This is a genomic window from uncultured Lamprocystis sp. (genome assembly GCF_903933125.1).
Taxonomy (GTDB): Bacteria; Pseudomonadota; Gammaproteobacteria; order Chromatiales; family Chromatiaceae; genus Thiodictyon.
In genome coordinates this window covers 20,402-46,241 of record NZ_CAIZIZ010000473.1, presented here as the reverse complement: position 1 = coordinate 46,241, position 25,840 = coordinate 20,402, and the positions used below count along the sequence as shown (strand labels likewise).

General features: G+C 64.4%; 26 protein-coding genes. 14 read left to right on the top strand and 12 right to left on the bottom strand.

All coding sequences use genetic code 11. The features are described 5' to 3' along the window. Window positions 1-128 precede the first annotated feature (128 nt). The 3 genes from QZY03_RS25775 (at window position 129) to QZY03_RS25765 (ending at window position 1,391) form a co-directional block, all read left to right on the top strand. Window positions 129-539 (top strand): toll/interleukin-1 receptor domain-containing protein, encoded by a 411-nt coding sequence (locus tag QZY03_RS25775; RefSeq protein ID WP_295585991.1) that lies wholly within the window; start codon window positions 129-131, stop codon window positions 537-539. Window positions 540-684: 145 nt separating this feature from the next. After that, complete coding sequence (locus QZY03_RS25770) at window positions 685-930, top strand: antitoxin (RefSeq protein ID WP_295585988.1); 246 nt, start codon at window positions 685-687, stop codon at window positions 928-930. Further along, a complete protein-coding gene (locus tag QZY03_RS25765; protein ID WP_295585985.1) occupies window positions 927-1,391 on the top strand; it encodes a TA system VapC family ribonuclease toxin in 465 nt (154 codons plus the stop codon). Before QZY03_RS25770 ends, QZY03_RS25765 begins: the two co-directional genes overlap by 4 nt. On the opposite strand, the gene QZY03_RS25760 is transcribed toward QZY03_RS25765, so the two are convergent. Next, window positions 1,345-1,830 carry an ATP-dependent zinc protease gene (locus tag QZY03_RS25760; RefSeq protein WP_295585982.1) on the bottom strand — a complete coding sequence of 162 codons (486 nt, stop codon included), beginning with the start codon at window positions 1,828-1,830 and terminating at the stop codon, window positions 1,345-1,347. The genes QZY03_RS25765 and QZY03_RS25760 overlap by 47 nt on opposite strands. Window positions 1,831-2,240: 410 nt before the next feature. Between QZY03_RS25760 and QZY03_RS25755 the strand changes: the two genes are divergently transcribed. From QZY03_RS25755 to trpC, 5 genes are all read left to right on the top strand, one after another. Then, complete coding sequence (locus QZY03_RS25755) at window positions 2,241-2,498, top strand: hypothetical protein (protein WP_295585980.1); 258 nt, start codon at window positions 2,241-2,243, stop codon at window positions 2,496-2,498. Between the two features lie 134 nt (window positions 2,499-2,632). Continuing rightward, on the top strand, window positions 2,633-3,304 hold the full coding sequence (locus QZY03_RS25750) for a hypothetical protein (RefSeq protein ID WP_295585977.1): 672 nt from the start codon (window positions 2,633-2,635) through the stop codon (window positions 3,302-3,304). Window positions 3,305-3,334: 30 nt separating this feature from the next. Next, window positions 3,335-3,916, top strand: a complete 582-nt coding sequence (locus QZY03_RS25745) for an aminodeoxychorismate/anthranilate synthase component II (protein ID WP_295585974.1) — start codon at window positions 3,335-3,337, stop codon at window positions 3,914-3,916. 7 nt (window positions 3,917-3,923) lie between these two features. After that, on the top strand, window positions 3,924-4,946 hold the full coding sequence (gene trpD / locus QZY03_RS25740) for an anthranilate phosphoribosyltransferase (RefSeq protein ID WP_295585971.1): 1,023 nt from the start codon (window positions 3,924-3,926) through the stop codon (window positions 4,944-4,946). Window positions 4,947-5,300: 354 nt separating this feature from the next. Beyond that, a complete protein-coding gene (trpC, locus tag QZY03_RS25735; RefSeq protein WP_295585968.1) occupies window positions 5,301-6,098 on the top strand; it encodes an indole-3-glycerol phosphate synthase TrpC in 798 nt (265 codons plus the stop codon). Window positions 6,099-6,112: 14 nt separating this feature from the next. Here the strand turns inward: trpC and crp are convergent, their stop codons facing one another. Further along, window positions 6,113-6,766, bottom strand: coding sequence for a cAMP-activated global transcriptional regulator CRP (gene crp / locus QZY03_RS25730; protein WP_295585965.1), 654 nt, complete (start codon window positions 6,764-6,766; stop codon window positions 6,113-6,115). Window positions 6,767-6,922: 156 nt separating this feature from the next. Here crp and QZY03_RS25725 point away from each other — a divergent pair, with 156 nt between their 5' ends. From QZY03_RS25725 to aceK, 4 genes are all read left to right on the top strand, one after another. Then, complete coding sequence (locus QZY03_RS25725) at window positions 6,923-7,339, top strand: OsmC family protein (protein WP_295585962.1); 417 nt, start codon at window positions 6,923-6,925, stop codon at window positions 7,337-7,339. Next, window positions 7,332-8,936: a DUF885 family protein gene (locus tag QZY03_RS25720; RefSeq protein ID WP_295585959.1), complete on the top strand. Its 1,605-nt coding sequence runs from the start codon at window positions 7,332-7,334 to the stop codon at window positions 8,934-8,936. Before QZY03_RS25725 ends, QZY03_RS25720 begins: the two co-directional genes overlap by 8 nt. Before the next feature lie 91 nt (window positions 8,937-9,027). Continuing rightward, window positions 9,028-9,516: a ribonuclease E activity regulator RraA gene (rraA, locus tag QZY03_RS25715; RefSeq protein WP_295585956.1), complete on the top strand. Its 489-nt coding sequence runs from the start codon at window positions 9,028-9,030 to the stop codon at window positions 9,514-9,516. A 10-nt stretch (window positions 9,517-9,526) separates the two neighbouring features. Next, window positions 9,527-11,275 (top strand): bifunctional isocitrate dehydrogenase kinase/phosphatase, encoded by a 1,749-nt coding sequence (aceK, locus tag QZY03_RS25710; protein ID WP_295585953.1) that lies wholly within the window; start codon window positions 9,527-9,529, stop codon window positions 11,273-11,275. A gap of 225 nt (window positions 11,276-11,500) precedes the next feature. Here aceK and QZY03_RS25705 read toward each other — a convergent pair whose 3' ends face one another. From QZY03_RS25705 to glcE, 7 genes are read right to left on the bottom strand one after another with little or no spacing between them, the layout of a single operon-like run. Then, complete coding sequence (locus tag QZY03_RS25705; RefSeq protein ID WP_295585950.1) at window positions 11,501-13,027, bottom strand: hypothetical protein; 1,527 nt, start codon at window positions 13,025-13,027, stop codon at window positions 11,501-11,503. Between the two features lie 14 nt (window positions 13,028-13,041). Further along, the gene (locus QZY03_RS25700) at window positions 13,042-13,518 is read right to left on the bottom strand and encodes a hypothetical protein (protein WP_295585947.1); all 477 of its coding nucleotides are present in this window, start codon (window positions 13,516-13,518) and stop codon (window positions 13,042-13,044) included. Between the two features lie 35 nt (window positions 13,519-13,553). After that, window positions 13,554-15,023, bottom strand: a complete 1,470-nt coding sequence (locus tag QZY03_RS25695; RefSeq protein WP_295585945.1) for a hypothetical protein — start codon at window positions 15,021-15,023, stop codon at window positions 13,554-13,556. 4 nt (window positions 15,024-15,027) lie between these two features. Then, a complete protein-coding gene (locus QZY03_RS25690; RefSeq protein WP_295585942.1) occupies window positions 15,028-15,816 on the bottom strand; it encodes a hypothetical protein in 789 nt (262 codons plus the stop codon). Then, the gene (locus QZY03_RS25685) at window positions 15,810-16,730 is read right to left on the bottom strand and encodes a 2-hydroxy-3-oxopropionate reductase (protein ID WP_295585939.1); all 921 of its coding nucleotides are present in this window, start codon (window positions 16,728-16,730) and stop codon (window positions 15,810-15,812) included. The genes QZY03_RS25690 and QZY03_RS25685 overlap by 7 nt, the downstream gene beginning before the upstream one ends. Before the next feature lie 33 nt (window positions 16,731-16,763). Beyond that, entirely contained in the window at window positions 16,764-17,978 is a 1,215-nt protein-coding gene (gene glcF / locus QZY03_RS25680) for a glycolate oxidase subunit GlcF (RefSeq protein WP_295585936.1), read from the bottom strand. A 9-nt stretch (window positions 17,979-17,987) separates the two neighbouring features. Then, window positions 17,988-19,088, bottom strand: a complete 1,101-nt coding sequence (gene glcE, locus QZY03_RS25675; protein WP_295585933.1) for a glycolate oxidase subunit GlcE — start codon at window positions 19,086-19,088, stop codon at window positions 17,988-17,990. Window positions 19,089-19,286: 198 nt separating this feature from the next. Between glcE and QZY03_RS25670 the strand changes: the two genes are divergently transcribed. Continuing rightward, entirely contained in the window at window positions 19,287-20,756 is a 1,470-nt protein-coding gene (locus QZY03_RS25670) for a 2Fe-2S iron-sulfur cluster-binding protein (RefSeq protein WP_295585931.1), read from the top strand. Between the two features lie 123 nt (window positions 20,757-20,879). Continuing rightward, the gene (locus QZY03_RS25665) at window positions 20,880-21,827 is read left to right on the top strand and encodes a DUF4124 domain-containing protein (RefSeq protein WP_295585928.1); all 948 of its coding nucleotides are present in this window, start codon (window positions 20,880-20,882) and stop codon (window positions 21,825-21,827) included. A 273-nt stretch (window positions 21,828-22,100) separates the two neighbouring features. On the opposite strand, the gene ubiG is transcribed toward QZY03_RS25665, so the two are convergent. The 3 genes from ubiG to thrC form a co-directional block, all read right to left on the bottom strand. Further along, window positions 22,101-22,868 (bottom strand): bifunctional 2-polyprenyl-6-hydroxyphenol methylase/3-demethylubiquinol 3-O-methyltransferase UbiG, encoded by a 768-nt coding sequence (ubiG, locus tag QZY03_RS25660; RefSeq protein WP_295585926.1) that lies wholly within the window; start codon window positions 22,866-22,868, stop codon window positions 22,101-22,103. A 368-nt stretch (window positions 22,869-23,236) separates the two neighbouring features. Further along, window positions 23,237-24,007: a transglutaminase-like domain-containing protein gene (locus QZY03_RS25655; protein WP_295585923.1), complete on the bottom strand. Its 771-nt coding sequence runs from the start codon at window positions 24,005-24,007 to the stop codon at window positions 23,237-23,239. A gap of 6 nt (window positions 24,008-24,013) precedes the next feature. Further along, the gene (thrC, locus tag QZY03_RS25650) at window positions 24,014-25,414 is read right to left on the bottom strand and encodes a threonine synthase (RefSeq protein WP_295585920.1); all 1,401 of its coding nucleotides are present in this window, start codon (window positions 25,412-25,414) and stop codon (window positions 24,014-24,016) included. Window positions 25,415-25,840: the final 426 nt, after the last annotated feature.

Sequence of the window (25,840 nt, the reverse complement as noted above, 5' to 3'; positions counted from 1 at the left end):
TGTCGATGCCTGAGTCTGAACGCGGGCGGCGTGCGTCATCATACCCACCCGTGCGCCGAACCTCGACTGCCGGTGCGTCCCGGCAACACGGTTCTTGCATGGGGTATTGGGCGCCATTTCGGGTCAGATTGAACATCCTACTCTCGCACTGCAGCCTCGATCACGATTTCACCATCCGCGTGGCCGCCACCTTGCGCCGCCACGGCGTGCCCCTGTGGTTCAGCCAAACGAATATCATGGGAGCGCAGCAGTGGCACGACGAAATCGGGTCGGCCCTGCGCAGATGCGACTGGTTCATCGTCGTGCTCTCGCCGGACTCGGTCGGTTCGAGGTGGGTAAAACACGAGCTGATCTACGCCCTGCAACAGGCGCGATTCGAGGATCGCATCGTACCGCTGCTCTACCGGCAGTGCGATATCGAACGGCTGTCCTGGGTTCTGCCCGCGTTTCAGCACATCGATTTTCGCAGTGATTTCGATGACGGCTGTCGGGATCTGCTGAGGCTCTGGGGTCTGGGGCATCAGCCCGCCTATGGCTAACCTCTCGGGGGGCGTACGTACTATGGTGCTCGCGCTGGCCCGCGACGCCCGCGGTAACGACCCCTCCGGCTTCCGGGGCGGCTGGAATTGCTGACGCGGCACCCCGCCGTTTGATCCCAATCCGTCGGAGTGGTATTTTCGCATTATGATCGAGACCCGACTCCAGATTCCGGATGACCTCTACCGCGAGGCCGAGCGCGTCGCGCGCGAGCGCGAAATCACCCTGGGCGAGGTCGTACGCCGGGGCTTGGAGTACATCGTGCGCGTCTACCCCCCGGTCCCGCCGACGCGACCGGAATGGCACCCCCCGCCGCCGCGGTCACTCGGACACTTCCAAGCCCCGGTGGAAGACTGGCGGCTTTTGGCCAACGAGCCGGACGCCCCCCCGTGATCTCGATCGACACCAACATTCTGCTGTATGCGCAGAACGCCGACTGCGCCGAACACGATGCAGCATTCGCGTTCCTTGGCGGCTGCGCGGGACGCGACGATGTGGTGATCTGCGAACTCGTCCTCGTCGAACTCTACCTTCTGCTGCGCAATCCTGCTGTCCTCAAGCGCCCGCTCGGCCCAAAGACCGCCGCCGATATCTGCGCGGCCTACCGCGCCAATCCGCGCTGGCGCCTGGCCGGACAGCCCGGATTCGCACGTCGCCGGATCTTCGACGCCCGCATCGTCCTGACCTTGTTCCATCATGGGGTCACCGATCTTGCGACCGCCAATGTTGCCGGAGGGCGCAGATCGAACATTTCGGTGACCTCACCGGCAGACTGCCGCAGAATCCGACCAGTCGCCAGCCGGCGGGTCAGTCCCTCCCGTAATGCCGGGCCGGCCGGGACTGACGCCCGGTGAGAAAGGAGCGGCCGGGGTCCACCAGGGCGCGTCCGGCGAACGCGGTGCGTCCCAGCAACATGCGAAACAGCATGGTCTCGCGGTTGGACAGGCCGAGTTCGATGGGCCAGGTCGAACCGCCCAGCGTCAATCGGGTCAGGATCACGTAACGCTGCTCACGGTGCCCGCCGGAGTCCGAAACCTGGCGGCGATCGATGACCGGCTCCTCGGCGTGAACCACCACATCGGTGCGTCCGCGCAGCGGATGGATGCCGAAGCGCACCCATGGCGCGCCGTGCCGATCGAAGGGGTCAATGTAGAAGGCATGCAGGGTGGAGGTGCGCGCCCCGGTGTCCACCTTGGCCTTGATCAGCGTCAACCCGAGGTCCGGCAGGGCCGCCCACTCGCGCCAGCCGAGCAGCAGCGGGCGGTGCGTCGATGCGGTCGGGGGGACGCTCATCGCAGGAGCTCCCGCGGGGTCAGACCCCAACGCGGATCGGCCGTGTCCCCCGCGGGTCGGCCCAAACCGCTGCCGGACGAAGCGATGTGAAACGCGGGGCTATGCATCGTGCGGTTTTGCAGGCTTGAGGTGATTTTCGGGATAAGGATTGACCGACGTGTGGTGTAGGGGCGACTAAAGTCGCCCCTACAGCCCCTGTGGATCTTGCAGGGATGCGCACTCGGGATGCTGACTCCTGGGAATCGCCCGAAGCTCTCCCGCCGGCATCAACATGAGCGCCGATTTACCGCACGGGGCCAGGGAGGCTATCATCCTCAAGCCTAGCGCACCGCACCGCCGTTCTGCTACCGCGGACCCGATGCGAACCCTGCCACCGAGCGCAAACCCCGTGATTTTGGAGCCGAGCAACAATGACGCGTTTACATTCCGCACTCCCCCTCGCCCTGTTCCTGGCGGCGGCCTCCCCCGTGTTCAGCCTCGCCGAAGACACGGCGGACGCCTGCCGCCAGATGGCGATCGACGATGAGGTCGCCCCGGAGGACATGGAGGACTACATCGCCGAGTGCCTCGCGGTGGTCCAATCCGACTCGCCCGAGGAGGCCGTGGAGGCGATGGAACACTTAGAGGCGATCGCGCCGGGCACCGCCGCTCCCGACCAGGCGCCCTAGCGCGGCAGCGCCGCGCCGCGGTCTTGATCGGCATTCCGGCCGCCAAGCCCGAACATCCGGTCATCGGCGCGGCGGCAGACTTGGCCCGTTCAAACGGCCCAGCGCTCGCGCACTACCGTCCAGCAGGTCCTTTCATGGTCAAACGCGTCACACTGCTCGCCCTCGCCGGCCTCGCCGCCGCCCTCCCCGCGTGGGCGGAGCAGGGCACGGCCAAAATCCTCGCCCCCTGGGAGGCCAACGGTCAGATTTACCAGGTGGCCGTGGACAAACTCCAGTTCATCGGCACCTTCGAGGGCATCATGTACATCGAGCACGGCCAGGGACTCCTGGACGCCGCCCTGTTCACCTGCCCCTCGACCCAGATCACCGAGATCCTCGCCAACACCATCAAGGGCCAGGGTTACTGCACCATCGAAAGTCCGACCGGCGACTACATTTATGCCGAGTTCACCTGTGACGGCGAGCCCGGCTCCTGCACCGGCACCTTCAAACTGACCGGCGGGACCGGCAAGCTCACCGGCATCACCGGCGAGAGCGATCTGATCGTGCGCACCGCGCTGAGCGGGACCACCATCGACCAAGCGACCGGCGGGACTGTCTCCGCCGCCAAAGGCCTCGCCATCTGGCCGGAGATGCGCTTCGAGATCCCGGGCAAGAGCGCCGAAGCGGTCAACATGCTCGGCACCGGCGTCGCCGGCGCCAAGAGTCCGCCGTTCCAGCCCAAGCCACCGGCCAAACCGGCCGAGGAACCCAAGCCGGGCGGCCTCACCAAGCCGTTGGTGCCAAGTGAGCCCGTGCGCAAGTAAGACGCTCCCACCCCCCAGGGAACCTTCCAAATGCTGCTGATGATCGACAACTACGACTCATTCACCTACAACCTGGTCCAGTATCTGGGCGAGTTGGGCGCCGCGGTGCGGGTGGTGCGTAATGATGAGCTGAGCGTGGCGCAGGTGGCCGCGCTGAACCCGGAGCAGATCGTGATCTCCCCTGGCCCCTGCACCCCGAACGAGGCGGGAATCTCGGTGCCGCTGATCCAGGCGATGGCGGGACGGGTGCCGATCCTGGGGGTCTGTCTGGGGCACCAGTCGATCGGCCAGGCCTTCGGCGGACAGATCGTCAAGGCCCGCCGGGTGATGCACGGCAAGACCTCGCCGGTGCACCATCGCAATCAAGGGGTGTTCACCGGGCTGGCGAACCCCTGCGAGGCGACCCGCTACCACTCGCTGGTGATCGCGCGCGACAGCCTCCCGGACTGTCTGGAGATGACCGCCTGGACCCAGACCGAATCGGGCGCACCCGACGAGATCATGGGCGTGCGGCATCGCACCCTTCCGATTCAGGGGGTCCAGTTTCACCCGGAGTCGATCCTGACCCAACAGGGTCATGATCTGCTCAAGAATTTCATCATGGGGCGCTGAGTAACCGATGGATATCAAGGCGGCGATTACCTCCTGCGTGGAGGGGCAGAACCTCGATAGCGCGCAGATGACGTTGGTGATGCGCACCATCATGACCGGCGGGGCGACCGCGGCGCAGATCGCCGGGTTTCTGGTGGCGCTGCGCATGAAGGGCGAATCGGTCGCGGAGATCGCGGCGGCCGCCGGCGTGATGCGCGAACTGGCGGCGGGGGTGGATATCACCGGGCTTGACTTCCCGGTAGACATCGTCGGCACCGGCGGGGACGCCAGCGGAACCTTCAACGTCTCCACCACCGCGATGTTCGTGGCCGCGGCCGCGGGCTGCCATGTGGCCAAGCACGGCAACCGCTCGGTATCGAGCAAATCGGGTGCAGCGGATGTCCTGGAAGCGGCGGGGGTGCGGCTCGATCTCAACCCGGCGCAGGTCGCGCGCTGCGTGCGCGAGGTGGGCGTCGGGTTCATGTTCGCCCCCGGCCATCACAGCGCGATGAAACACGCCATCGGACCGCGGCGGGAACTGGGCGTGCGCACGGTTTTCAATATCCTGGGGCCGCTGACCAACCCGGCCGGTGTGCCCAATCAGTTACTCGGGGTCTTCAGCGAGTCGCTGCTCCAGCCGCTGGCGGAAGTGCTGCAGCGCCTGGGCAGCCAGCATGTCCTGGTGGTCCATGCCCGCGATGGCCTGGATGAGATCAGTATCGGGGCTGAGACCGAGGTGGCTGAACTCAAGGATGGGATGATCAGCCGCTACCGGATCAGTCCGGATGACTTCGGTTTGCCCCGCGCCGGACTCGACCGCATCCGGGTGGCGGATCCGGCCGCCAGTCTGCGCATGCTGCGCGGTGTGCTCGCCAACGAACCCGGCCCCCCGCGTGACATCGTGCTGCTGAACGCGGGCGCCGCGATCTATGCCGCGGGGCGGGCGGCGACCCTGGCGGAAGGGGTCCGGCTGGCGGAGGCCGCCATCGCGAGCGGCGAGGCACTGCGGCGGCTGGAGTCGCTGGTTGCGCTGACCGCGACCATGGCCTAGGAACCATTCACTAACTAGGCGAAACAAGCCCATGAGGAAACGCCTTTGGCGTCCCGGTCGTTGTCGTTGTCGTAATCGAGTGGATGGGTAGTGCCACAATCGACGGATCCTCGAAGAGGGCGGGAAGCGGTAATCCTCCGATTTTTCGATCGTTCCCGGTCAGTGTTGCAGGGCTTCGCCTACCGATTTCAGGACTACCCAATCGCTATCCGATTACGACAACGACAACGATTGTGCTTAACTTGTTCCTGGCTAGTTACTTAGGTGCTTGCCGGAATCTCTGTACCAGCTCGCGAAGGATTTACGTCTTCGCGTTTGCGTTTGCTTTTCCGCTCAGCACGAGATGTCTCAGCCATGCCCGGAACCCCTGATATTCTGAAAAAGATCTGCCACCGCAAAGTCGAAGAGGTGGCGGCTCGCGCCGCGCACCTGCCGCTGACGGCACTCCAGGCCCGGCTGGCCGCGGCACCACCGGTACGCGGCTTCGCCGCGGCCCTGGAAACACGCATCGCGGCCGGCCAGCCGGCAGTGATCGCCGAGATCAAACGCGCCAGTCCGAGCAAGGGGGTACTGCGGGCGGATTTTGCTCCGGGGACGATCGCGGCGAGCTATGAGCGCGGCGGAGCCGCCTGCCTGTCGGTGCTGACCGACATCGATTTCTTCCAGGGCAGCGATGCCTACCTCGTCGAAGCGCGCGCCGCCTGCAGCTTGCCGGTGATCCGCAAGGATTTCATCATCGACCCCTATCAGGTGTATGAGGCGCGCGCGATCGGCGCGGATTGCATCCTGCTGATCGCGGCCTGCCTGGACGATGCGCGGTTACGCGACCTGAGCGCCCTGGCCCAGGGACTGGACATGGACGTGCTGGTGGAGGTACACGAAGCCGCCGAGTTGTCGCGCGCCCTGGCCGTGCCGGGCCGGCTGATCGGGATCAACAACCGGAATTTGCGCACCTTCGAGGTGACGCTGGACACCACACTGGAGCTGCTGGACGCGGTGCCCGCCGACCGGCTCCTGGTGACCGAGAGCGGCATCCTGAGCGCGGAATCAGTCACCCTGATGCGCCACCATGGGGTCCACGCCTTCCTGGTCGGCGAAGCCTTCATGCGCGCCCCCGACCCGGGAACCGAGCTGCGGCGGTTATTTTTCTGAGCGCGAAGCGCATCCTAACGAGTGCCGAACACCACGATCGTCTTACCCGCCACGCTGATCAGTCCCTGCTCCTCCAGGCTCTTCAACACCCGCCCGGCCATTTCGCGTGAGCAACCGACGATGCGCCCGATCTCCTGGCGCGTGATGCGGATCTGCATACCGTCCGGATGCGTCATGGCGTCCGGTTGCTTACACAAATCAAGTAAGGTACCGGCGATCCGCCCGGTCACATCGAGGAAGGCCAAGTGACCGACTTTACGGCTGGTTTGGCGCAACCGCGTCGACAGTTGCAGACCGACGGCATAGAGAAATTCCTTGGCCACATCCTTCAATTCGTTGTCGAGCAGCCGGTCGAGACGCTGATAGGTGATCTCCGCGACCTTGCATTTCATGCGGGTCCGCACGATGACGCTACGGGTGTTCAACGGCATGAACAGCCCCATCTCGCCGATGAACTCACCCTTATTGATATAGGCCAACAAGAGTTCGCGGCGCTCTTCGTCGTCGATGACGGCGGCCACCGAGCCCTCGATCAGGTAATAGATGCTCTCTGCCGGCTCCCCGACGCGGATGAAGTCCACGTTCTTGTCGTAGGACTTGGTATGGCAGTGAGACAGGAATGGCTGGAGCCAGCGGGGTTCTTGCTTGGGTGGGATCAGGATGGTCATCGGTCGCGGCCTTCGTCGGACAATGGCGCTGCGGGGCAGCGCACGAGTTAATTGGGAATCTTAGGCGAGCATCTGCGCCTTGTCGAACTATGGTAGCCTGCGGCGTCAGTACGGACGCCGCGGCGGCGTCCCGGATCGACTGCTTTGGGGGTGTTCATGAAGGCTCGGGTGAAGTGGATCGATGGGGTTGCCATGCTCGGCGAGTCCGAATCCGGACACGGTATCGTCATGGACGGTCCGCCGGACGCGGGCGGACGCAATGTTGGGGTGCGCCCGATGGAGTTGCTGCTGTTGGGGATGGGCGGCTGCACCGAGTTCGACGTGCTCTCGATCCTGCGCAAGGCGCGGCAGCAGGTCACCGATTGCGTGCTCGAACTGACCGCTGAGCGGGCACCCGCCGACCCCAAGGTCTTCACCAGCATCCACGCCCACTTTATCCTCACCGGACGGAACCTTGACCCCCGTCAGGTCGAACGTGCGATCAAATTGAGCGCCGACAAATATTGCTCGGCCTCTATCATGCTCGGAGCCGTCGCCACTGTCACCCACGACTTCGAGATCCGCGATGCTTGAAGCGGCGGCCGCATTCGACGCCGTCGTCGCGGAGTTCTATGAGGGTTGGTTTCGCTACCACCCGGACCGCGCTTTGGAACTTGGCTTCCCGGTGTCGGGCCGCTTGCTCCCGCCGCAAGAGGACGATGATCGCGCCGCCCTGCGCGGCTGGATCGAGGCCCTGATCCTGGGCCTGGATGAGATCGCATTCACCGCGTTGGACGCGGATCGGCAACTGGACTACGAGCTGCTCGTCGGCGCCGCGCGGATCGAGCATCAGGAGTCCCTGACGCGCGACTGGCGCTGGCTCGACCCCCTGCACTTTCTGCCGGTCGCGGAGATCGACCGCCTGACCCTGGACCCGATGCGGGCGCTGGACGGCGCCCTGCCCCAACTCCTGGAACAGGTACCGGAACACCTGCGCCAGGCCCAGGCCCAACTGCGTGAGACGGCGGCAGCGCTCAGCGCGCCCCTGGTGCGCGTCGCCGCCGCGGAGGCCGCGAGCGGTTGCTGTTATCTGCGTCACCTGGCGCGGAGCACCTGGCTGCGCGACCACGCGCGCGCGCCCCATAGACTACAAAACCTGGCGGAATCGGCCGCTGATGCCCTGACCGGCTTCGGCCACCTGTTGACGACCGAGTTGGCTAACCGAGCGCGGGGGGAACCCGGCTGCGGAAGCACACACCTGCAACTGCGGTTGCGCTATCTCCATTGCATCGACTGCGATCCGGAAATCCTGGGTGACTCCATTGCCGGGATGCTGCGGGCGACTGAAGGTGAACTGAGTCGCTTGACGGACGACCTGAATCAGGATGCCGTGTCGGGATCTGAAGCGCCGACCGCGCCGCCGGCCCGACTGCAGCAGTATCGCGAACGCGCTGATGAACTCGCGGCCCAACTCACCGCGAGCGGCCTCGTTACCCTGCCCGACGCCCCCCTGCGCATCGACCTGCGCCCGACTTGCGCGGGGCCGCGGCGCGCCCACACGGACTACCTCCCGGCGGCGGATGGAACGGGGACCCTGTATCTGTCCGCCGGCGACCTCGGGACCGAGTCCGATGCCCGTATCCGCGACCGTTGTCTCGTCAAGGGGTGGGGCGGCAGTCACTTGCTGGCCTACGCCGACGCGGCGCGGGCGCGGCGCCTGCCGCGCCGACTCGCCAACGCCGTCTCACTGACAGGGGGCTGGCACCTCTATCTGACGGACCGGCTGGGACGCACGGGAGTTCACGCCGGCGACCAGCACCATTGGACACTGATCGCCCGGCGCGACTGCCTGCGGCGGGCCGAACTCGACCTGGGCCTGCATACCGGCCGCATCGATAGCGCCCAAGCCCTGGCGCGCCTGCGTTCCCACGGGATCCCTGAGACGACTGCGGAGGCGGCCTTCGCATGCATCGTGCTCGCGCCGGGTGATGCACTGGCCGCGGTGCTCGGCTGGCGACTGCTGGAAGCGGCGCGGACGCAACAGGAAGCACGCGACGGCACGGGATTCGCCGAGCGGGCCTTTCATGACCGCTTGGTCTCCCAAGGACCGATCCCGTTGGCACTCGCGCTGCGCTACGGCCTGGGCCAACCCCTGTGGCAGAGCGCGGCCGATATGGTGTTCGGCGCTTAGGCATCAGCGCAGTGCACCCTTCGCTTCGCCGCCGTTTGCCCTTATGCTTTCCGCTACCGACGATTCAACCTTCCGCCAGGTCCATAGTCCGATGGCATTCAAGACCGCCGACCTTTACGACCAATACGAGACCCAGGTGCGGGTCTGTGATCCCATCTTCCGGGACTTCGGCGGACGCCGCGCCTTTTCCGGCGCGGTGGTGACCGTCAAGTGCTTCGAAGACAACACCCAGATCAAGGCGTTGCTGGCCGAACCCGGAGCCGGCCGCGTGCTGGTGGCCGACGCCGGGGGTTCGCCGCGCTGCGCCATGCTCGGCGACCTGATCGCCGCGAGCGCGGTCGCCCAGGGGTGGGCCGGGGTGATCCTGTTCGGCTGCGTACGTGATACGGATGAACTGGCCGGGATGGACCTGGGGGTCAAAGCCCTGGCCGCCAATCCGCGCAAGAGCCAGCGCCGTGGTGAGGGTCAACGCGACCTGGCGGTGAGTTTTGCCGGAGTCAGCTTCGCACCCGGCGACTGGGTCTACGCGGACGCGGACGGCATCCTGGTCGCCGCCGCCCGACTCGACCTCGCGGACTGAGGAGAGCGCCATGGCCTGGACCGAAGCGAAACAGATCGCGGAATGCATCCTGGATGGCTTCGACAGCCATTACCGACAGTTCCGGGAAGTCACCGCCAAAGCGCGACAGCGCTTTGAGAACGCGGATTGGGCCGCGGTTCAGACCGCCTCCCGCGAGCGCATCGACTACTACGATCAGCGCGTGGTGGAAACCGTGGGCATCCTGCGCCGCGAATTCCACCTGCATAACCGCGACGAGCGCCTGTGGCGGCGGGTCAAGGTGGAGTACCTGCGCCTGCTGCCGCAACATCGCCAGCCCGAGTTGGCGGAAACCTACTACAACTCGGTGTTCTGCCGCCTGTTCGACCGCCGCTATTACAACAGCGCCCATATCTTCGTGTGGCCGGTGTTCTCCACCGAACACCTGGAGGCGGAGAACCCGATCTTCCGCCCCTATTACCCGGCCCGTGACGGCATCGTCAAGATTATCGGCGCGGTGATGAACGGACTCGGGTTCACGCTTCCCTTCCGCGACCGACGCCATGACATCCGCAACCTCATGAACGCCATCTGCTCCCGCTTCCCGCACAATCGGGCGCTGGCGCAGAATTTTCAGATCGCGGTACTGACCGAGCCCTTTTTTCGTAACAAGGGGGCCTATGTCATCGGCAAGATCATCAATGGGGCGGACCAAACGCCCTTTGCGGTGCCAATCCTCAATGACGAGCAGGGCGGGCTCTATTGCGATGCCCTACTGTTGGGCAACGACGAGATCACCGACATTTTCAGCTTTTCCCGCGCCTATTTCATGGTGAATACCCAGGTGCCGGCAGCGGTCGTGGACTTCCTGCGACCGCTTCTGCCGCGTAAATCAAAAGCCGAGTTCTATACCGCCATCGGCTTCCAGAAATACGGCAAGGCCGAATTTTACCGTGATTTCCTGAAACATCTGCGCTATTCCTCGGACCAATTCAAAGTCGCACCCGGCATCCGCGGCATGGTGATGTGCGTCTTCACCCTGCCGTCATTGTCATTCGTCTTCAAGGTGATCAGGGACCGGTTCGCACCACCCAAGGAAATGACCCGCGAGATCGTCAAAGAAAAATACCTGTTGGTCAAAATGCATGACCGGGTCGGGCGCATGGCTGACTCCTGGGAATACTCCCACGTCGCCTTCCCGCTGGCGCGCATCTCAGCGGATCTGCGCGCGGAGCTGGAGTCCGAATGCGCCGGCAGCCTGGAGATCGATGGCGATCAGCTCATCATCAAGCACCTGTATATCGAGCGGCGCATGACTCCGCTCAATCTCTATCTGCATACGGCGGATCAGGATGAGATACGCCATGCCATCAGGGAATACGGCGACGCCATCAAGCAACTCGCCGCCGCCAACATCTTTCCCGGTGATTTTTTGTTCAAGAACTTCGGCGTCACCCGTGCCGGCCGGGTCGTCTTCTACGATTACGATGAACTGTGCTATCTCACCGAATGCAACTTCCGGGAGATCCCGGAGGCGCCCTACCCGGAGATGGAGATGGCGGCGGAACCCTGGTATACGGCCGGACCGGATGACGTCTTCCCGGAAGAGTTCGCGACCTTCCTGCTCACCGATCCGCGGATTCGTAAGGTCTTTCTCCAACTGCACCGCGACCTGCTCGAACCCGCCTGGTGGCGCACCCGCCAGACGGTGATCCGCAGCGGCCGTCTCGATGACATCTTTCCCTATCCGCAGGAGCGCCGATTCCGGCGCGCCCTATCTCAAGAAACCGCTCGCCAATAAACGTTTTCTCGTTCCCACGCTCCAGAGATTGTGAAAGTATTCGCTCCGAACCCGAAAACAGCGCAATGCCGTAGGTTGGGGTGAGGAACGAACCCCAACATTTCCGCGCCTTACGTTTGGCTCCTCGTTGGGCTTCGTTCCTCAGCCCAACCTACAAGGAATACTTGCCCAATCTCTCCAGCGTGAGAATGCCGTCCGACCGCTCCAGCGGCCGGTGGCGTCAGATCAATCTTTGACCCGCACGAAAAACAACAGTGCCATCGCCGGCAGCGAGGCCAGGAAACCAATGGTGAAAAGGCCGATATAGTCGACCTGTTCGACGATGACTCCGCCCATCCCGCCGAACAGGGCGGAGAACACCGACATGAAAGCCGATCCGATGGCGTAATGCCCGGCCTTGAACTCGGGTTTACAGGTACGCAGAATGTAGACGATGAGGACGGCGTTACCCAGACCCGCGGCGATCTGCTCGATCGTGTAGACAGTCCCGATGGTCAGGAATCCCAGCGTGCTGGTCGCCAGCGGGCGCTCATAGGCCAGCCAGATGTAGGCGAGGATATTGAGATTCATCAACAGCGTCAGCGGCCAGATGGCCCGGCGCAAGCCGGTGCGTTTGATCCAGAGTCCGCCGATCGTGGTCCCGATGATGGAACCCACCAACCCCAGCAGACCGCTCATCCAGGCGAGTTGCGTGTTGTCCACCAGCAGATAGCGCTTGAGAAACGGCGTCCCCATCGAGAAGATGATCTCATCGCCGATCTTGTAGAACATGATAAAGGCCAGACTCAGTGCAATCGCAGGCTTGGCCTGGGCCAGCAAAGCGATCAGCATGAAGGCGAAGCCATAGGTCAGGGCCTGCACCCCAGGGACACCCAACGCCAGGAGGACCGCGCTCAGGGCCAAGCCAAGCAGGGGAGCGCTGACCAGCGCGATGAGTGAGCGACGCGGCGAGACCTCAAGGTAAGCGGCGAAGGAGTTCAGGAAGGCGGCGCCCGCGTGACGGCCACCGACGCTGCGCTCCCGCGGCTGCTGGTAGCGCGGGAGCTTGACCAGATGCAGTATGGTCAGGACGGCCATCACCGCCGCCCCCGCCGCAAAACCGCAACCCCAGGCGCTGTACAGATTGCCGCCGAACGCATGCTTGGCGACCTCCGCGACCGCCAGGATGATGCCAAAGCGCGCCACGATCATCGCCAGACGGTAGGCCGTGACCCGCAACCCGGTATAGGCGGCCTGCTGCTTGGGGTCGCTGATGCCCTCCATGTAATAACCGTCGATGGCGATATCATTGGTGGCCGCGAGGAACGCCAAGACGATGAAGAGCCACACCAGAATAGCGTCGGGCAACCCCGCCCCGTCCCCGCGCAGGAGGCAGAGTCCGGCCAGCAGCGCGGTCAGCACGGTCAGCAGGGCCTGGATCAGGATCATCCAGGTACGCCGGGTGGAGTAGATATCCACGAAGGGCGCCCACAAGAACTTCAGATTCCAGGGCAGGCCAAGGAAGTTGAGATAACCCAGCGCGCGCTCCGACATCCCGACATCGGTGAAAAAGACCGACGACATGGCGCGCACCACCATGTAGGGGAAGCCCTGGGCGAAATAAGTGGAAAAAACCCACCACCGCGGATCGCCGAGTGGATCGGTCAGATCCGTAGGGTCCGCTGTGCGGACCAGCGACTTCGCGGTCGGTGAGCTGGCCGGGATGATGATCAAGGCCGATCGAGGCGCCTCGCGGTTTGCGTCGCTATCCATAAACCTCCAGGGAATCAGATGCCTTCAATCTCGACTCGCAGGACATTCGAGTTCGACCCGGCGTAGGTGACGACGACATCATAGACCCCAGGCGCCAGGAGTTTCGGGAGATAGCGCTGCGCATCGATGTTGAAATAGCCGCCGGTCGACACCCCGGCGAGGGACTCACGGCTCGCCGTGGGGGCATCGGGCGGCGGCGGCTCCTCCGGTTCGTTGCCGCCTTCCTCCATCACCGTACCGCGCACAATGACCTTGGTCGCGACATGACGCACTTGCACACCCAGCGGCGGCCCATCCATGGCGGCCAGCACCGGGACCAGAAAATAGCCGCAGATCGGCACCACCGGACGCTCACCGGCAGCGATGGTGATGCGTTGCGGCGCCGTGATCCGGACCCCACTCCAATCGGACGATGGCGCCGCGGGTGAACACACCGCTTGCGCGAAGGTACCGAGTGCGACCTCGCGAAACTGGTCCGGGATAAAGTCCATCCTGCCTGCCCTCTGGTGATGACATCAAGCGCAGACTACCAGCCGCTGCCGATGTCCAGTTTCTTGACGGCCTTCTCGCAGTTGTCGCAGAAGGCGTTCTTGCTGTTCACTGCCCCGAAGATGACGCATTGCGATGCGGAGAGATTCGCGCTGGTCGAATAGCTGGCCTCGCCATCCGGACAGCCCTTGAAGCAATGATCCCCGGCATGACCCTTACCTGAATAATGCGTCGCCACCTTGTCCGGCAGCGCACCCGTACCATTCGCCACCATCCCGACCTTGTGGCCGATTTCGTGGATGATGGTACACTCCTGTTTCGCGTCGGGCTGATCACTCCACCAGGCTCTGGTACAGACACAGGTTTGATTGGCGCCGCCGAGCGCCAGGCCGCCGCGCATCCGGTCGACCACATTCACCTTGACCTCGACCTTGCCCCGGCCGGCCGGCAGGGACGCAACGTCCACCTCGACCTCGTTCCAATAGTCTCCAGTCCCCTTGTGAGTCACTTTATCGGCTGCAATCGTGGATTCCCCGCCGCCGTCCGGCTTGAATTTGGCCTCGACGAACCAGCTCTCACCCGCAACCAGATCGTGCCACAGATAACGGGTCGCCACGGTGTTCGGCGACAGCAACCCCGCCGCCGTGACCGGAATGACGACCTTGGGCTTGCCGGGACCCACGTCGACCGTGGCACTCTGGACCACCACGTCGGCGTGCTTGACCGCGAGATGATCCGTGTAGGCCACGGTCAACAAATAGGGCTTGGTCGGCTTGACGGTCGCGTCGGCATCAACCGCGGTATCCACGTTGCCCGACAAGGTGTCGGTATCGGTGTCGCTGCCGATATTGCTTTGATGGGCAATGGACAGCGCGCTGTGCTTTTTCAGCACCATGTAATGCTTGTCATATTCGGTGTCGACCGGTGCCGTGGACGACAGCACCGAGGTCAACCCCGTCATCTTCGCCTCGACATAGTAGAATAGGCGCTTGGTGGTGAGGTCCCCGGTCTTGACAACCTTATCCTTACTGTCTTTGGCCTGGGCCTTGAACTTGTAGCCGCCACCCGCCACCAACGCGAAGTCGCCGTCGATGATCTTGGTGCCGTCCGCGTCCGTGGTGTAGCTTTTCTCGTCTTCCGTGTATTTGAAGTTAGCATTGCGGCCCTTCTCGGTATCGGTGTAGGCGTCGGTTCCCGTTGGTGCCAGCAGCTTGACCTTGAAGGCGTGCGACCCCGGTTTGTCGAACTTGACTTTCAGCCGCGGCTTGAGTCCCAGGCGGTCTTTGTTCTGGATCTCCGCGCCATTGACCCACTTATCTTCTTTCGGCAGGTTGACCCACTGATCGGCCGTGGCCACCTCCTTGTCATCGGCGCCGTCCAACCAGCCGATGGAAACGATATTGGGATCGGCCAACGGGCAAGGCTGCTTGGGATCGCCGACCTTCTTGTCGCATCCCTTCTTTTCAGCCGCCGTGGACGCCTTATCTGGTTTCGAACACCAACCCATTGTATTATTCCTCGATCAGCAGCGACGCGCCGCGCACCTTCGCCAACATCGTGTCGAGATACAGCGCCACGCCGCGACCCAACAGCTTGGTACGGCGCGCCGGATCGCGTTCCGCGGCCAGTGCCTGCGCATAGTGCAGCGCCCCCCCCAACACCAAAGGATCGCGGAAGAATCCGAGTCCGGCGAGAAAGGCGACACAGACATAGAGCACGCGAGCCGGCGGCTGCTCGAAGCCATCCTCCCAGGCGCGCGCCAGGGTTCCGCCGCAGAACCTGGTCAGCGTCGACACGGAGTGCGCACCGCACTTTTCGGGGAAAATACGATGGAGTGTCTGAATCAGGTCATCAGTCGTGACGCTCCATCCCTCTTTGGGCGTACCCAAGGTGGCTCTGAGTCTTGCCATGGCTCGAATCAGGTTGGCCGCATCCGGGCCACGGGTGGCGTCGAGGTAGCTCCAGGCGCGGTCGTAGACGAGATCGAGACGCTGAATGGGGCTGACGAGATCCTGGTCGAACAAGGGCGCCGCGATGTCCGCATAGAGCGGATTCCGGTGGAAATCCGCCCCCAGGAGAACCATGTGATCAGCGAATGACTGGACCGTCGCTTCCGTATCGATGCCGACCGCCGCTGCTTGCGTCATCGCGAAGTCCACGAATTCGCCGAGTGACTGCTCACTCGCCATCGCGGTCTGCAACGGGAACGACACCAGCAGATGCCGCTGCAAGCGAACGTTGAAGCGCTTCACCTCGTCGGCGGCCAACTGCGCGATTTGTTCAGTGCGAATGATCAGCATGGTGATTCCGCGGGAACCAATCCGCCATGCGCGCTCCGGCTGCCGCTCATGGCCTCCAACACCTTGTAAATGGCCGCAGAGTCTTCCTCACCCAGCCCTTGGCCGACCAGGGCGTTGAGGTATTGGGCGATGGTCGCGGCGCTCGGCAATGCCAGGCCAAGTTCAAGCGCGGACTCGCCGACGATGCGCATATCCTTCTGGTGCAGCCGCGCTTTGAAGCCAGGAGCGAAATCGCTGTCGATCATGCGCTGTCCGTGGACCTCCAGGATACGGCTGGCGGCGAATCCACCCAGCAACGCCTCACGGACCCGCGCCGGATCGACACCGGAGGCGCGCGCCAGCAGGATCGCCTCAGCGACCCCGACGATGGTCGCACCCACCACGATTTGGTTACATGACTTGCAGACCTGGCCAGCACCACTTCCGCCCACATGGACGATGTTGCGCCCCAGCGCCGCGAACAGCGGTCGGACCCGCTCGAAGACCGCCGCCTCGCCGCCGACCATGATCGATAGCGTGCCCGCGATGGCGCCAGCCTCACCGCCCGAGACCGGGGCATCGAGCATGGCCAGACCGCGCGCGCGCAACCGTGCGGCGATGGTGCGGGTGACGGCGGGCGAGATGGTGCTCATATCCACCAGCACGGCGCCGGGGCTCGCCCCTTCGATGACCCCGCCCGGCCCAAGGATGACCTGCTCCACGTCGGCGGTGTCCGCCACCATGGTGAAGAGGATATCCGCGTGGCGGGCGACGTCCGCCGGGCTATCGCAGGTCGCGGCACCGGCCGCGGCCAGGGGTTCCATGGACTCCGGGCGACGGGCATAGACCGCCAGGTTCCACCCGGCGCGCAGCAGATTCAGCGCCATGGGGCGACCCATGATCCCCAGCCCGATGAAACCGACGCGCTCTGCCATGCTGGTCACTCCAGAGGATTTGAACCTGATGCTTCAGTTGGCTGGGTCCAACAGTTCGAGCCAGTGTACCACCGGGACCCCACTGCCGGCCCCCAGGTGCAGTTGACAACCGATATTGGCGGTCGCGATCAGTTCCGGCGCACCAGACTCCAAGGCGAAGACCTTGTTCGAGCGCAACGCAAGCGACAGCTCCGGCTGAGTAAGCGAGTAGGTGCCGGCGGAACCGCAACACAGGTGCGCGTCCGGCACGACGCTTAAGGTAAAGCCGAGCCGGGTAAGAATGCCTTCGACCACGCCCTTGATCTGCTGCCCGTGCTGGAGCGTGCAGGGAGCGTGGAAGGCAATGCGCCGACCCCGACCGGGAGCCCCCAGCGGGCTCAAGTCCGCCGCCGCCAGCCACTCGGCCGGATCGCGGGCCAAGGCCGACACCCGCGCGGCCTTCTCGGCATAGAGGGGATCATCGCGCAACAGGTCACCGTAGTCCTTCACCATGCCCGCACAGGCGCTCGCGGTCACCAGAATGGCGTCGCAGCCGGCCGTTATCTCAGGCCACCAGGCGTCGATGTTACGGCGCATGGCGTCCAGGCCCTCGTCCTGGGCATTGAGGTGATACGCGACCGCCCCGCAGCAGCCGGCGGCGGGACTGGTGATCAGGTCGACACCCAGCCGGTCGAGCAGGCGGGCCGCCGCGGCGTTGGTCAGGGGTGTGGCAACCGACTGAACACAGCCGGCCAACACCAGGCAACGCCGCCGACCGCGCGGCGCGGGCCAGTCCCCAGCCGGGCGGGCGCGCGGCACCTTGGCCGCCAGCGCGGCCGGCAGCAGGGACCGCACCAGCCGACCGAGGCCGAGCAGCGGACGCAGACGGGCCGGATGCGGCAGCAGCCGGACCAAGGCGGTGCGCAGCAGCCGCTCGCCGACCGGACGCGCGACCCGCTCCTCCACCAGATGACGACCGATCTCGGCCAGCCGGGCATAGCGTACCCCGGACGGACAGGTGGTCTCGCAGGAGCGGCAGGTGAGACAGCGGTCCAGGTGCTGCTGCGTGATGCGGGTCGGGGTATGGCCTTCGAGGACCTGCTTGATCTGGTAGATCCGCCCGCGCGGTCCGTCCAACTCGTCGCCCAACAACTGATACGTGGGGCAGGTGGCGGTGCAGAAACCGCAGTGGACGCAACTGCGCAGGATGGCGTCGGCCTCGCGCCCCGCGGGGGTGGCAAGAAACTCCGGGAGGATCTGGGTCTGCACGGTTGGCCCTCAGAGGTCCTGATACAGTCGGCCGGGGTTGAGAATGCCGGCGGGGTCGAAAGCACGCTTGAGGTTGCGGTGCAGGGCCAGCAGCGGCGCGGACAAGGGTTGGAAGACCTCCCCCGTGCGGTCACCGCCACGGAACAGGGTCGCGTGACCGCCCACGCGGGCGACCAGGGCACGGATGACCGCGGGCGCGTCAGCACTGCGCAACCAGCGCTGGGCACCGCCCCACTCCAGAAGTTGCGGACCCGGCAATTCCAGGAGCGGCGTCGCCGCCGGCACAGCGCAGCGCCACAGGGGCAGATCGCCTTGGAAAAAGGCGTGGCCCTGCTCACGGACCTGATCCTCCCAGAAACCGATGGCATCCGCATCCGCCAGCGGTTCGCCGCCGATGCGTTCGGCCGCGGCGCGAACCCCTTGGGCGGCCCCGGCCAGACGCACCCACAGCCGACCGCCGTCGCCGGAATCGATCCAGCAGGAGGCCGTGATGGGCAAGGGCTGCGCCGCCCAACGCTCCATCCGCGCCAGGGCCTCGGGTTGACCACAGTCCTGCACCAGGGTCCGGGACACGGCCGGAGACGGCAACACCTTGACGCTGATGTCCAACAACACGCCCAAGGTACCGAATGCCCCGACCATGAGGCGGGAACAATCGTAGCCCGCCACGTTTTTCATCACCTCGCCGCCAAAACGCAGGACCTCCGCCCGGCCGGTAAGAATACGGGCACCCAACACCAGATCGCGGATGGCGCCGCCGGACGGCCGGGCGGGGCCGGAGAGACCACAAGCGACGGTGCCGCCCAGAGTCGCGCCAACACCCAGCCGCGGCGGTTCGCAAGGGAGATGCTGGCCGTGCTCGGCCAGTGCGGCCTCAATGGCCGCCAGGGTAGTCCCACAGCGGGCGGTCACCACCAGTTCCTTGGGCTGGTAGTTGATAATCCCGGAGTGCCCGGACAGGTCCAGTGGCGCGGTGCCCGCCGCGACCTGACGGCCGAGCCCGGTCTTGGTTCCGGCCCCGCGCAGGTTCAACGGGCGGCCAGCCGCCGCGGCCGCCCGCAACTGATCGAGCAGCGCGACCGTAAGATCGCCATCGGCGTCGGTGGTCATACTGGCTGATGCCCGCTGATAAAGGCGTACAGCCGCTTGGTTTGTTGCTCCACGGGATCCTCCAGTGCTTTTGCGTCGCGTCGGCACATCGACTATGTTACTTGTGAGTTGCGTCACCTTGCTATCCGCTGCCATCAATGGGATGCCGGGGTCGGGATTGCAACCTTGAGGCCGACACCCGTCAGGAGACCGCTATTCATGGGCTATCTGAGTCTCTCACGCGCCGCCCGCCTGGCCGGGGTCACCCGCGCCGAGATCCAGCGACGCATCCGCCGCGGCGACCTCGAAACCTTCGAGGGCGCCGTCGCGATCCAGGATTTGTTGCTGCTCTACCCGGCGGTGAGCCTCCATGACGACGAGGCGCTGCTCCGGGTGGAGCGGATCAAGTCCGCGGCCGTACCGAAGTCTCATCACGCCGATACCATCCTGCCCAGCCCCGAGGTCCTGGTCGCACGTCTGCGCGGCCTGAGCGCGACCCTGGTGGAGCGGATGTCGGCCCTGACGGCAACCGAGTCGCTGTTGGACGAGGTCGGCGCACGGCTCCAAGACCTTTCGGGCGGTGATCAGGGTCCGTCCGCGGCGGCGATCAGCGCGATGCAAGCCTGGTTTGCGCAAGCCCGCCTGGCCCTGGCGGAGCGACCAACGGCCGACAAGACGGCCCAACTGCTGGCGAAAGATACCTTCCTGCGCATCATGGCTGCCAACTGTAAACTGATCCCGAGCGGGCACGACTTCTTCATCGAGGGCGCCGAGTCCATCCTGGATGCCTCGGTGCGCGCCGGACTCAAGCTGGGTTACGGCTGCGCCAGCGGTAACTGCGGCGAATGCAAGGCCCGCGTGCTGAGCGGCGAGGTCGCCACGACGCGCGATCACGACTATGTGCTGAGCGAGCGCGAGAAACAGTTGGGCTACATTCTCACCTGCTCGACGACGGCGGTTACCGATCTGATCCTCGAGGCGGCCGAGGCGCTGTCGGTGCAGGACCTGCCGCGTCAGGAGATCCGTGCCAGCCTGCGCAAGCTGGAACCGCTCGCACCGGATCTGGTGAGCCTGAATGTCCAGACCCCGCGCACCCACACCTTGCGCTTCATGGCCGGCCAGCGCGCCACCCTGACCCTGGAGGACGGCGCCAGCCGTGAATTGCCGATTGCGAGCTGTCCGTGCAACGGACGCAATCTCTGGTTCTATGTCCGACGCGGGACGGACGCCTTCTCCGCGGCGGTGTTCAGCGGACTTCATGCCGGTCAATTGATCAAGGTGACCGGCCCGCAGGGGACCTTCGTGCTGCGCGAGGACGCACCGGAACCCGCGGTATTCATCGCCATCGGCGACGGCATCGCCCCCGTGAAAAGCCTGATCGAGCACGCCGTCTCCATTGATCTGATCGAGTCATTCCACCTCTATTGGGGCACGACCCATCCCGAGGGACACTACCAAAGCCGCTGGGGACGCGCGCTCAAAGACGCCCTGGACAACTTCAGCTTCACGCCGCTGATCAGCGACGCGGCGGCGGACCTGATCGCGGCAGTCCAAACGGACCACGCCGACCTCAGCGGCCTGCGCTTCTATCTCGCCGGGCCGGCCGCCGCGGTGCGCGCCGGCGCGGCAGCGCTCGGCGCGCTCGGTGTCGCCCAGGAACGCATGGCGAGCGAGTACACGGATACCTGACCGATTCGCGTCGGCTGCGGCCAACGGCGGCCGGCCGGGTTGTAAAGAATTGTTAGGACGGATCACGCAAGCCGCGCTAGCGACTAGAATCGCCAAGAGGAGGTTTAACCCCGAAAGGCGAGTATGAAGATCGCTGCTCCGATCCCTGCTGTACTCCTGTTGCTGATGCTTTCGATCGGCTCGGCCGTCTGTTTTGCCAAGGTTTATCAATGGAAAGATGCCGATGGCAATGTGCAGTTCAGCGACCGCCCACCTGATGCGCTCCCGGCACAAGCAGCCCAACCGGGCACGGCCTCGACCAATCAGGCCAGGGCCGACTCCAGCCTGATCGTCCGGGTCGTGCCAGTCGACTTCCGCCTGCACGACCGCGTCAACCACATGGTCGAGTCGGTTCCACGTGCGGTCGATAGGATTTATCGAACACGCTGTAATCTCACCTTCCCGGCCCAGCCGACCCTCACCATCCGCCTGCTCCCTGACCAGGTGGCCTACGACCGCGTCGTCGGAACCGCCGCCGCACCGTCCACTCCGGACCGCCAGGGCGCTCCCGCGACCGGCGAACTCGTCACCTGGTATCGACTCAGCCCGGATGCGATGGCGCAAGCCTTGGCGGGGGAAACGAGCGAGACCCTGTTGCGCAGCGATTTCCCGTTCGCTCCCCGCTGGCTGCGCGCCGGACTCACGCGTTATTTCCAACTGCTGCGGGTCTTGAGTGATACCACCGCGGTTTTTTCAGACCCGCAGCTGGATCTGACGGTGCAAACATTACGCAATACTGACCGATTGCTCCCGACGGCCGAATTGCTGAGCTTGTCGGAACCCGACTGGCAGCGCAAGAACGCGCCGAATCAGCGTGCCGAGGCACAAGCCTGGTCTCTGGTGTACTTCCTGATGTCGATCCCGGAAGGCGGGCCGCTCATCGGAGAGATCCTGAAACGCTCCGAAGCGACCGCGGGCGATGATTCGGCATCAACGTCAGTCATCGACTCACGTTTCCCCGGTGGCATGGGCGGTCTCGACGCGCGCTGGCGGGCGTGGCTGCCCACCCACAAAGCGGCTCACTACTACTGATGTCGTGCTTCACCTGAAGTTGCCCACCCGCCATTTCAGTCGTTGTCGTTGTCGTTGTCGTAATCGATCTTGTACCGCGTAGTTTCGCTGACCGATTGCAATCATTGTCACGATTCCTTGGCTCCTGGCCCAGCGATCGAGGCCATTTGGAGTTTTAGCAACCGTGCACGCCCAGGCAAGGTAGCGAGTCGAAACCAGCCAGGCATCGGACAGTGCATGCCCGATAAAAAACGCTTATCCGACAACGACAACGACAACGATTGTATTCGCAGTTCAACCGATTACGGACTCCCTAGCCGCTCGCTGCATCACGAGCATATAGTTCACCCCCATCCACCGGGTCAGGGAGAAGGCCCGGTTGAACGGGTTGACCCGCACCCCGGTCCGATCCAAGACCCGATAATCCGCACCCAGACCGGCGATCACCTCGCCCGGACGCACCAGTTTGCGGTACTGGTGGGTCCCTCTCGGCAACCAGCGCAGGACATACTCCGCCCCAAAGATCGCGATCAGGGCCGCCGCGACGGTCCGATTGATGCTGGACACCACCATGATACCGCCCGGCCGGACCAGGCGGGCACAGTGCGCAAGAAAGTCCGGCAGCCGCTCGACATGCTCCACCACTTCCATGTTCAGCACCAGGTCGAAGACGATCCCGGAATCGGCCAGTTGATCGACGGATTCCAACCGGTAGTCGATCGTCAAGCCGCTCCAGCCGGCGTGCAGGCGTGCCACACCGAGGTTTTTCTCAGTCACATCGACGCCGACCACCGTGGCCCCCAGGCGGGCCACGGACTCGCTTAAGATACCGCCGCCGCAGCCGATATCGAGCACGCGCAAGCCCGCGAACGGACGCTCCTGCCGCGGATCCAAACCCAGCGTCTGCGCAATCCGATCACGCAGGTAACCGACCCGAAAGGTATTGAGTCGGTGCAGCGGCCAGAACGGCCCCGCGGTATCCCACCACCGGTGGGCCAGGCGTTCGTAATAGGCGACTTCGGCCGGATCAATGTTGGCTCCAGTCAGTTGAGTAGATGCCATCGGTGCAGCCTCTCGTTGGCGTTAGAAACGCATCAGGAACAAGTTAAACGCGAACACAGCCGTTGCACTGGTGGTTTCGTTGTCGTTGTCGTAATCGTAATCGGAGAGGCGGTTTGGATTCGCTCCGTCGCCTGGGCCTAGAAGGCCACCAAGCGCTTGAAAAGCTTCGATATCCGCGCACGGAACCAAAGGCATCGTTGCGCTGCTTGCAACGCAGGGGCTGCGAAACAACGCGGTGCGAGCGAATCCTCGCGGGTATCGTCACCTCGATTACGACAACGACAACGACGCCACTCTCCGGTTTGAACAAGGTCAATTGCGCAGCGCTTGACATGCCACTGATCGGACGCGATTACAAGCGCCGTGAGTCAAGGCATCAGCAGCCAACCCAGGCCGACGCACACCAGCCCCAGCCCAAATAGCGCTAACGAAACAAGCAGCTTGGGCTCGGCCAACAGGCGCGGCCGCGTCACCAGCTCGGGCTGAGGGACGAACCAACCGAGCACTGAACCGAGGACACGCGTGGCCGGCATGCGCTCCCAATTGATGGTCCTGGGCCACCGGTAGCTCTCAAGTTCGGTTGGATAAAAGGCGACTTTGGAAGCCGGCCCCCGTTCCGCGGCAAGCGCATGAATGCGCGCCTCGAAGCGTTCCGGCTGCTGCTGGAGCTGCGCCACCCCAAGCAGCCCCCCGGCCCCGTCCGGAAACACGATATCGAATACCGGGTCGGCGGCCGCGCGAAAGCCGGGTAACCGGGTTTCAACCACCGTGTGTGTGGACCGGGCATAGTCCGGCGCGTAGAGCATCACCAGTGTACTGGGGATACCCAGTTCGTCGAGCATGGCCGCCAGCAGCCTGGATTTATCGGCACAATCGCCGCCTGATTCCAGCACCTGCAACGGCGTCGGGCCGAACCGCGGACTCAGGAAATAACGTGAATTCTTGGCGAACCCCTGATTGTTGTAGACCCAACGGGTGAGCCGTTCCAGGGTACGCGCCGGGTCGCGCCGGTGATCAGCCGCGACAGCGCCGATCGCCGCCGCGCGCAAGACACGTGATTCCCGCCGATACTCGGCGTACAGCAGTCCCGCGCCACCGAGTAGCACGACCCCGACCAGGATCGCGAGCATCCCTGCCATACCGGCTCAGGCCGGCCCGGCACCGACCACGCCCAAGGTCTCCCGGATGTGCTCCCGCACGGCCTCGGTGGTCGCGTCCAACTCTGTGCAGCGCGTCGCTTTGTCCATCAGTCCGCGCAATGACTCAGGCGCCGGAGCGTCCTGACCGATGGCCGCCTGCACCGCCTCATTGAACTTGGCGGGGTGCGCGGTGGCAAGGCACACCGCATTGCCCCGCACCCGCGCCGCCCAGACTCCGGTGGCGGTATGCGGGCAGAGGATGTAGCCACTACCGGCGAAGGTGGTGCGCATCTGCTCCAGTGTATCGGCATCGGACACCGCAGTCGCATCGAAATCCGCCCGCACCTGATTGAGTCGCGACCCCTTCACCGTGAGTCGGCCGCTCGACTGCATCTGCTCGACCAGGTCACGGACGATCGCGGCATCGCCGCCGTGGAGAAAATACAGATAACGCTCGAAATTGGAGGCGACCTGGATGTCCATCGCCGGACTTAACGTCTGGTGGACCTCAGCCGCCTCATAGATCCCGGTGTGCACAAACTGAGTGAGGATCGCGTTACGGTTGGTGGCGACGATGATCCGGTCCGCCGGCAACCCCATGCGCTTCGCCAGATAACACGCGAAGCAGTCGCCAAAGTTTCCGGTGGGCACCGAGAAACTCAGGCGCCGATCCGGGTCGCCGCCGCTCACCCGACCCCAGGCGTAGAAGTAATAGATCGTCTGCGCAAGGATGCGCGCCCAGTTGATCGAGTTGACCGCGCCCAGGTGATACTCGGCCTTAAAGGCTAAATCGTTGAACAGATCCTTGACGATGCGCTGGCCATCGTCGAAGGTTCCACGAATGGCGATGTTATGGACGTTGGGGTCCAGCACCGTGGTCATCTGCCGCTCTTGGATCGGCGAGACGCGGCCTTTCGGGTGAAGGATCAGGATCCGGATGCGCTCCTTACCCCGCACCCCGGCGATGGCGGCCGAACCAGTGTCGCCTGACGTGGCACCGAGAATGTTCAGGTGTCCACCGTCGCGCTTGAGCAGGTATTCGAACAGATTCCCCAATAACTGCAAGGCCACGTCCTTGAAAGCCGCGGTTGGACCGTGAAACAGCTCCAGGATCTTGAGGCCACCGGCCTCGACCACCGGCGTCACCTCCGGATGGGAAAAGCCGGCGTAAGCGCGGGCGATGAGTCCACGCAGGTCCTCGCGCGGAATTTCCCCGCCGACATAGGGGGACATGACCTCCAGCGCGAGGTCCTGGAACGATAGCCGGGACCAGTCGCGCAGGGTATCCGTCCCAACTTGCGGGATGACGGCGGGCACCAGCAGGCCGCCGTCAGTCGCCAGACCCATCATGACCGCCTCAGCGAAGCCGACGGGGCTGACCCGTCCGCGCGTACTCACATAGTTCATAATATTAACGATCCTGCAAGTAAAGCCCCGCACCGGACTGGGCGTTTGGCCAAGCCTGCATAGTAAGAGAGCCCTGGAAGCTTGGCAAAGCCTGCGCAGGCAGGATAGCAGGGACCAGGAACCCAACCCGAACGCCCGTCGGGCGGCCCGTCCCTGTCGTTTGCGCAGAAAGATCCCAGATGGCGTTGACACGCATTGCGCTGGGGCAACACAATCAGCGCGTCCCGCCGTACCGCTCGGACGTTCAATGGACACGCAGGCCGGCCCGCTGCGCTTAAGAACACTAAATGAACACGGGGCACGACCTGGACTCCGGTCTACCGCGCCTGGATGCGACACGTGTTCGTTCTTGGATGCGGACAAGTGCCGATTTGCTGCCCACGGATTGGCAAGGCCCCCGCCCGGGCGGGACAATCGCAACACCAC